The sequence below is a fragment of the Mycolicibacterium palauense genome (genome assembly GCF_002592005.1).
In the GTDB taxonomy this organism is placed as follows: Bacteria; Actinomycetota; Actinomycetes; order Mycobacteriales; family Mycobacteriaceae; genus Mycobacterium; species Mycobacterium palauense.
This window is the reverse complement of sequence record NZ_NVQF01000154.1, coordinates 1-5,975: the sequence shown is the minus strand read 5'-3', so window position 1 is coordinate 5,975 and position 5,975 is coordinate 1. Positions and strand designations below refer to the sequence as shown.

7 protein-coding genes and 1 tRNA gene are annotated in these 5,975 nt (G+C 65.9%); 6 read left to right on the top strand and 2 right to left on the bottom strand.

What is annotated here, in order from left to right; translation table 11 throughout:
- Positions 1-167 precede the first annotated feature (167 nt).
- Positions 168-974 (top strand): mycolate reductase, encoded by an 807-nt coding sequence (gene cmrA, locus CSR00_RS29065; protein ID WP_099025827.1) that lies wholly within the window; start codon positions 168-170, stop codon positions 972-974.
- A 25-nt stretch (positions 975-999) separates the two neighbouring features.
- On the opposite strand, the gene CSR00_RS29060 is transcribed toward cmrA, so the two are convergent.
- Positions 1,000-2,607, bottom strand: coding sequence for a helicase HerA-like domain-containing protein (locus CSR00_RS29060; protein ID WP_099025826.1), 1,608 nt, complete (start codon positions 2,605-2,607; stop codon positions 1,000-1,002).
- A gap of 119 nt (positions 2,608-2,726) precedes the next feature.
- Between CSR00_RS29060 and orn the strand changes: the two genes are divergently transcribed.
- The 3 genes from orn (at position 2,727) to CSR00_RS29045 (ending at position 4,355) form a co-directional block, all read left to right on the top strand.
- Positions 2,727-3,371, top strand: coding sequence for an oligoribonuclease (gene orn / locus CSR00_RS29055; RefSeq protein ID WP_281259771.1), 645 nt, complete (start codon positions 2,727-2,729; stop codon positions 3,369-3,371).
- A gap of 44 nt (positions 3,372-3,415) precedes the next feature.
- Positions 3,416-3,488 (top strand) — tRNA-His (locus CSR00_RS29050).
- Positions 3,489-3,614: 126 nt separating this feature from the next.
- Complete coding sequence (locus CSR00_RS29045) at positions 3,615-4,355, top strand: abortive infection system antitoxin AbiGi family protein (protein ID WP_176562331.1); 741 nt, start codon at positions 3,615-3,617, stop codon at positions 4,353-4,355.
- Between the two features lie 240 nt (positions 4,356-4,595).
- Here the strand turns inward: CSR00_RS29045 and CSR00_RS30450 are convergent, their stop codons facing one another.
- On the bottom strand, positions 4,596-5,174 hold the full coding sequence (locus CSR00_RS30450) for a hypothetical protein (protein WP_141564529.1): 579 nt from the start codon (positions 5,172-5,174) through the stop codon (positions 4,596-4,598).
- A 174-nt stretch (positions 5,175-5,348) separates the two neighbouring features.
- On the opposite strand from CSR00_RS30450, the gene CSR00_RS29040 reads away from it, so the two are divergent.
- Together CSR00_RS29040 and CSR00_RS29035 are read left to right on the top strand one after the other, a co-directional pair.
- Positions 5,349-5,636, top strand: a complete 288-nt coding sequence (locus CSR00_RS29040) for a hypothetical protein (RefSeq protein WP_099025823.1) — start codon at positions 5,349-5,351, stop codon at positions 5,634-5,636.
- 30 nt (positions 5,637-5,666) lie between these two features.
- The gene (locus tag CSR00_RS29035; RefSeq protein WP_099025822.1) at positions 5,667-5,873 is read left to right on the top strand and encodes a hypothetical protein; all 207 of its coding nucleotides are present in this window, start codon (positions 5,667-5,669) and stop codon (positions 5,871-5,873) included.
- The last annotated feature ends 102 nt before the right edge of the window (positions 5,874-5,975 follow it).

Sequence of the window (5,975 nt, the reverse complement as noted above, 5' to 3'; positions counted from 1 at the left end):
CCCGCGCCTGGATACGCGTCATCTACCGCTGCTGGCACGATCAACGGCCCTACGACCCCAATCTCCACGGTGGAACGCAAAGACTGCTGCCAAAAACAGCCTGAGGTTGACTCAGGAAGTGTCATGCCGGAACTCTAGCGATTGACCGCTTGTCTACGATGGCCCGCATGCCCGTACCCGCACCCACTCCCGACGCGCGTGCGGTGGTCACCGGCGCGTCGCAGGGAATCGGCGAAGCGCTGGCCACCGAGCTCGCCGCCCGGGGACACAGCCTGATCGTCACCGCCCGCCGCGAGGAACTGCTGACCCGGCTGGCCGACCGGCTCACCGAGCGCTACGGGGTGACGGTCGAGGTGCGCGCGGTCGACCTCACCGACGCCGCCGACCGGGCGGCCCTGGCCGAGGAGCTGGCCGGCCGCAACATCTCCATCCTGTGCAACAACGCCGGGACCGCGACGTTCGGCCCGGTGGCCAAACTGGACCCCGAGGGTGAGAAGAAGCAGGTCGCGCTCAACGTCATCGCCGTGCACGACCTGACTCTGGCGGTGCTGCCCGGCATGATCGACCGCGGCGCCGGCGGAATCCTGATCTCGGGGTCGGCCGCGGGCAATTCGCCGATCCCCAACAACGCCACCTACGCGGCGACCAAGGCGTTCGCCAACACTTTCAGCGAGTCGTTGCGCGGCGAGGTGAAGAAGGCCGGCGTGCACGTCACCGTGCTGGCGCCCGGCCCGGTGCGCACCGAGATCCCCGATCCCGCCGAGGCGTCCCTGGTGGACAAGCTGGTCCCGGAGTTCCTCTGGATCTCCGCCGAGCACACCGCCAAGGTGTCGCTGGATGCGTTGGAGGACAACAAGATGCGCATCGTCCCCGGGATCACCTCCAAGGCGATGTCGGTGGCCAGCGGCTACGCCCCGCGCGCCATCGTGGCCCCGATCGTCGGCGCGTTCTACAAGAAGCTGGGCGGCGACTGACCCGCGGCACCGGCCGTGTGCGGCCTCATCGGCGACGCCGGCGGCCGGTGCCGAAGATGCTGCGGGTGATCTCGCGGCCGATGACCGTGCCCGCCGAGCGCATCGCGCTCCGGAACGCCGGGCTGTCCATCATCTGCTCCAGCAGTCCGGGCTCGGACGGGCCCACCGGTGCGGGCATCGGCGGGATCTCGATGCCGGTCGGTACGGGCGGCAGGTCATCGGGCAACGGCGCGGGGGGCGCGGGCGGCGCCGGGGCGGGTTCCAGCGAGGCCGCCAACATCTCGTAGGCCGATTCGCGGTCGACGGTCGGGCCGTAGCGGGTCTGCAGTGCACTGGCCCGCGCGGCGGTCGCGATGGCCTCGGCGCCGATGGTGTCCATCAGCGAGTGCGGGGCGCGCATCCTGGTCCAGGCCACCGGCGTCGGCGCGCCGCGCTCGGAGAGCACCGTGACGATCGCCTCCCCGATGCCCAGCGAGGTCAGCGCCGACTCCAGGTCGTAGACGTCGGTCGTGGGGTAGGTGCGCACCGTCTTGGCCAGCGCCTTCTGGTCGTCGGGGGTGAAGGCCCGCAGCGCATGCTGGATCCGGGCACCCAGCTGCGAGAGCACGTCGTTGGGGACGTCGGCGGGCAACTGGGTGCAGAAGAACACCCCGACCCCCTTGGACCGGATCAGCTTGACCGTCTGCTCGACCTGGGCCAGGAACGCCTTGGACGCGTCTTCGAACAGCAGGTGCGCCTCGTCGAAGAAGAACACCAGCTTCGGCTTGTCCAGATCGCCGACCTCGGGCAGGTAGGTGAACAGGTCGGCCAGCACCCACATCAGGAAGGTGGAGAACATCACCGGGCGCGCGGCGTGGTCGCCGAGCTCCAGCAGGGTGATCACGCCCCGGCCCTGGGCGTCGAGGCGTATCAGGTCCTCCGGGCGCAGTTCCGGCTCGCCGAAGAAGGTGTCGGCGCCCTCGGCCTCCAGGTTCACCAGTGCGCGCAGGATCACCCCGGCGGTGGATTTCGACACCGCCCCGAGCGCCTTCAGTTCGGCCTTGCCCTCGTCGCCGGTGAGGAATCCGATGACCGAGCGCAGATCCTTGAGGTCCAGCAGCGGTAGGCCCTTCTGATCGGCCCAGTGGAAGATCAACCCGAGGGTGGATTCCTGGGTCTTGTTCAGCCCCAGCACCTTCGACAGCAGGATCGGACCGAAGCTGGTGATCGTCGCGCGCACCGGAACCCCGATCCCGTCGGTGCCCAGCGACAGGAACTCCACCGGGAAGCCGGTCGGCGCCCAGTCGTCGGCGGTGTCGGCGGCCCGCTGGGTGATCTTCTCGCCGGACTCGCCGGGTTTGGCCAGCCCCGACAGGTCGCCCTTGACGTCGGCCATCACCACCGGCACCCCGGCGGCCGAGAGCTGCTCGGCGAGCAGCTGACACGACTTGGTCTTGCCGGTTCCGGTGGCCCCGGCGATCAGTCCGTGCCGGTTCATCATGGCCAGCGGGATCCGCACCGGGGCGCCCGGGTCGGCCACACCGTCCACGACGACGGTGCCCAGCTCCAGCGCGGCGGCGTCGAAGGCGTACCCCGCGGCGATCCGCCGGGCGGGCGAGAGGGCCGCGCCGGGATCGGGAGCTTCGGTACTCAACGGCGGTCCTCTCGGCGATCGACCGGAATTGCCGGCGATCCACGACCCTACTTGCCCTGGCCGGTCACGAACAGGCCAGCGTGAACACGGTCGGACCGGGCCGCTAACGTGGTCCTACTGTGAGCGCTGCCCGGGATGCAATGGTATGGATCGACTGCGAGATGACCGGTCTGAACGTCGAGACCGATCGCCTCATCGAGATCGCGGTGCTGGTCACCGACAGCGAGCTCAACGTGCTCGGCGACGGGGTCGACGTGGTGATCCACACCGACGACGCCGCCCTGGACTCGATGATCGACGTCGTCACCAAGATGCACACCCGCTCGGGGCTGATCGACGAGGTCAGGGCCTCGACGGTGGACGTGGCCACCGCCCAGGAGGCGGTGCTCGACTACGTGCGCACCCACGTCAAACAGCCCAAGACCGCCCCGCTGGCCGGCAACTCGGTGGCCACCGACCGCATGTTCCTGGCCCGCGACATGCCCGCGCTCGACGACTACCTGCACTACCGGATCATCGACGTGAGTTCGATCAAGGAGCTGTGCCGGCGCTGGTATCCGCGCATCTACTTCGGTCAGCCGGAGAAGGGCCTCGCCCACCGGGCGCTGGCCGACATCCACGAGTCGATCCGCGAACTCAAGTACTACCGCCAGACCGTCTTCGTGCCCCAGCCCGGCCCCTCTACCAGCGACATCGCCGCGGTGGCTGCCGAGTTGGGCCCGCCGAAGGAAAGCGATTCGGCCGAACGGCACCCGAGCGGCTAAGATCGACAACGCTGCGCGTCCGGGCGACCGGCCGAACAGCAATGGTGGCTGTAGTTCAGTTGGTAGAGCACCAGGTTGTGATCCTGGCTGTCGCGGGTTCGAGTCCCGTCAGCCACCCCGAGGTATAAACACCGCCTCACCTGTACATACGCGGGTGAGGCGGTGTTTGTTTCTAGAACCATGCAATAGCCGCCACAGGGGTCCAGTCGAGTCGTGTCCGTGGGAGTCGTCAAAATGACCGGCGTGACCACCACGATCGCCGACATGTTGCACCGCCGGAACGACCTCAGCACGTTTCTTGTGCACTTCACCAGGGACGCACCCGATGGCGGCGGCACCGCGTTTGACGCGCTTAAGGCCATCGTGACTCAACTTAAGATCGAGGCACGGACGGCATACGGCCTAGCGAGCAACCATCCCACCGCCGCTGGGTCTCAGAGAGTTGTCTGTTTCACCGAGACACCGCTAGAGCACTCGTGGACGATGACGCGCGAACTGGCCGAGCGCCGCACTTCCAAGTTTGCTCCGTACGGTCTAGCGTTCACCAAGACATACGCGCGTAGGCGCGCTTGCAATCCCGTCTGGTACATCAACCAGACGCGCGGGTTCGATTGGCCCACACAGGCACTCAACACCGCTATTGCTGGCGAGATCCGACCGTACGAGCACCGCGACTCGCTATTCCGCATCACCCCCTTCATCGAGCAGATGGGCGACTGGTCACAAGGCGGAACCACACGTATGAAGGAGTTTTGGTGGGAGCGCGAGTGGCGACGCGTCGGCGACTTCTCGTTCGAGCCGATCCACACGGTTGCACTGCTTGCCCCCGCGAGCGATCACACCGAGTTAAGACAGACTCTTGACGCGACCGGCTTTTGGTCATCGCGTGCCGTGCCGATTCTCGACCCCGACTGGGGCCTCGAACGGATGATCGCAGTGATGTCGGGCGTAGCCCCCGAAGACCTCGGCCCGTTCCCCGGTTGAAACGTCACCGGGCGATGCCCAATTCGGTCCTAAACTTGCCTGAGCACCGCAAATTCCACAGAAATCAGCAGGTTGTCGTATATTGGTGGTGTTGCGCACGCGCAACAACAACAACTAAATCAGGTGGACGGTAGGGGACTCGAACCCCTCGGGTGATGGTTTCCAGAGGCCAACCCGGCACCGTGCACCGCCCCATGGGAGGCCCGCGACCTTGCCGAAAGACAAGGCCACGGGCGGTGATCAGCCCCCTATGGGGGCTCGATCACCAACACGATCAAGAGGGATCGGCGGTATAACCGCAGCCCCACCTTGATCGTGAAGGAGCGTCGAGCCACTATCTCGACCACCTCCTATCTCTCCAGAGGAGTCCTCCTTATTCGGCTCCTCGTTTACATCAGCCCCGGTTGCCGCCGGGGCTGATGTGCTTTTGAGAGAAAAGTGCCCGCGCTTGGCCCCGCGATCCAACTTCTCCAGTCGGACGCCATAGTTGAGCGCGTTCCGAACCTGATCCCTCGTCGCGTCCGAACCCTGCTCACGCAGGATCTCGAAAACCGCATCAACGTCAAGTGTCTCGCCTTCACGTTCGCGGAATACATCGATCACGCTGTCGGTGATCGACGCAGCGCCACTTTCATCGGAGGCTGTCAACCGCGATGAATCAGCATCCCCGCGTGTCTCGGGGACCATGTAGAGCTCAATAAACGGTTGGATGCTCGCACGCATCGCCCGCAACTGCGTCAGGCGATCCTCCGCAGCGGCGATATCAGCGTCCAAACGCGCAAGCGCTTCATTGATCGAACCGGCAGATCTCTCCGTCATAGGGCGAGCCTATCACCTCCCCGCATTTCTTAGGGACATTGATGTCATTATCAACAAATTGCGTAACCGCACTTGAGCGCGCTGGCGCCCAGGTCACATTCAGTTGCCCTTGCCGTTGACCGCTACGGCGAACCGGTCGTTCAACACCAACGACGACGACCCGAGGAGACCATTGTGACTATCACCACCGAGACCACCACGCCCACCGTCACGGACGCCGACCTGGACGCCGCCATCCTGGCCGCCCTGGAACCGACCGGCTCCGAACTGGTGGCATGGCGCTCGATCCGCGACAAGCTGCCGGGTGACTGGTGGCAGCAAGGGGCGGCGTTGACCCGGCTGTTCGAGTGCCGCGCGGTGTACTGCGTCAAGATCGGCGGCCTGAACTACCTGTCCCTGGGGCACGGCGTCAACGCGCCCGGCCCGGTGCTCGGCCAGCCGCGAGAGCTGCGGGTGCTCTGACTCTCTGAACCATGCCGCTACGGTGCATCGGTGAGCAACGACGAGCGCAATTCCGAGAGATACCTCCGTGCGTTGATCGAACTACTGCACGGCGTCACCCTCGAACAGTTCGACCGAGACGGACGCCAGCGCGCGGTCGACTACGTGTTCACCTCACCCGCAGGTGTCGCGGGAGCCGTCGAGATGACCACCTACCGCGATGGCCGCGCAGCTGTGTCGGCGTCGCCTGAAAACTAACCCCGTGTCGGCGGGTGAATTTTGACCCCCTTCGTCTGAGTCTCGGCTTACGAGCCGAGAGGAGAAGGGAGTGTTGTCAGTGGAGGATTGGGCTGAGATCCG

Coding starts and splice junctions, on each gene's coding strand:
- CSR00_RS30450 (WP_141564529.1), bottom strand. CDS start 5,174: ATGACGGAGAGATCTGCCGGTTCGATCAATGAAGCGCTTGCGCGTTTG.
- cmrA (WP_099025827.1), top strand. CDS start 168: ATGCCCGTACCCGCACCCACTCCCGACGCGCGTGCGGTGGTCACCGGC.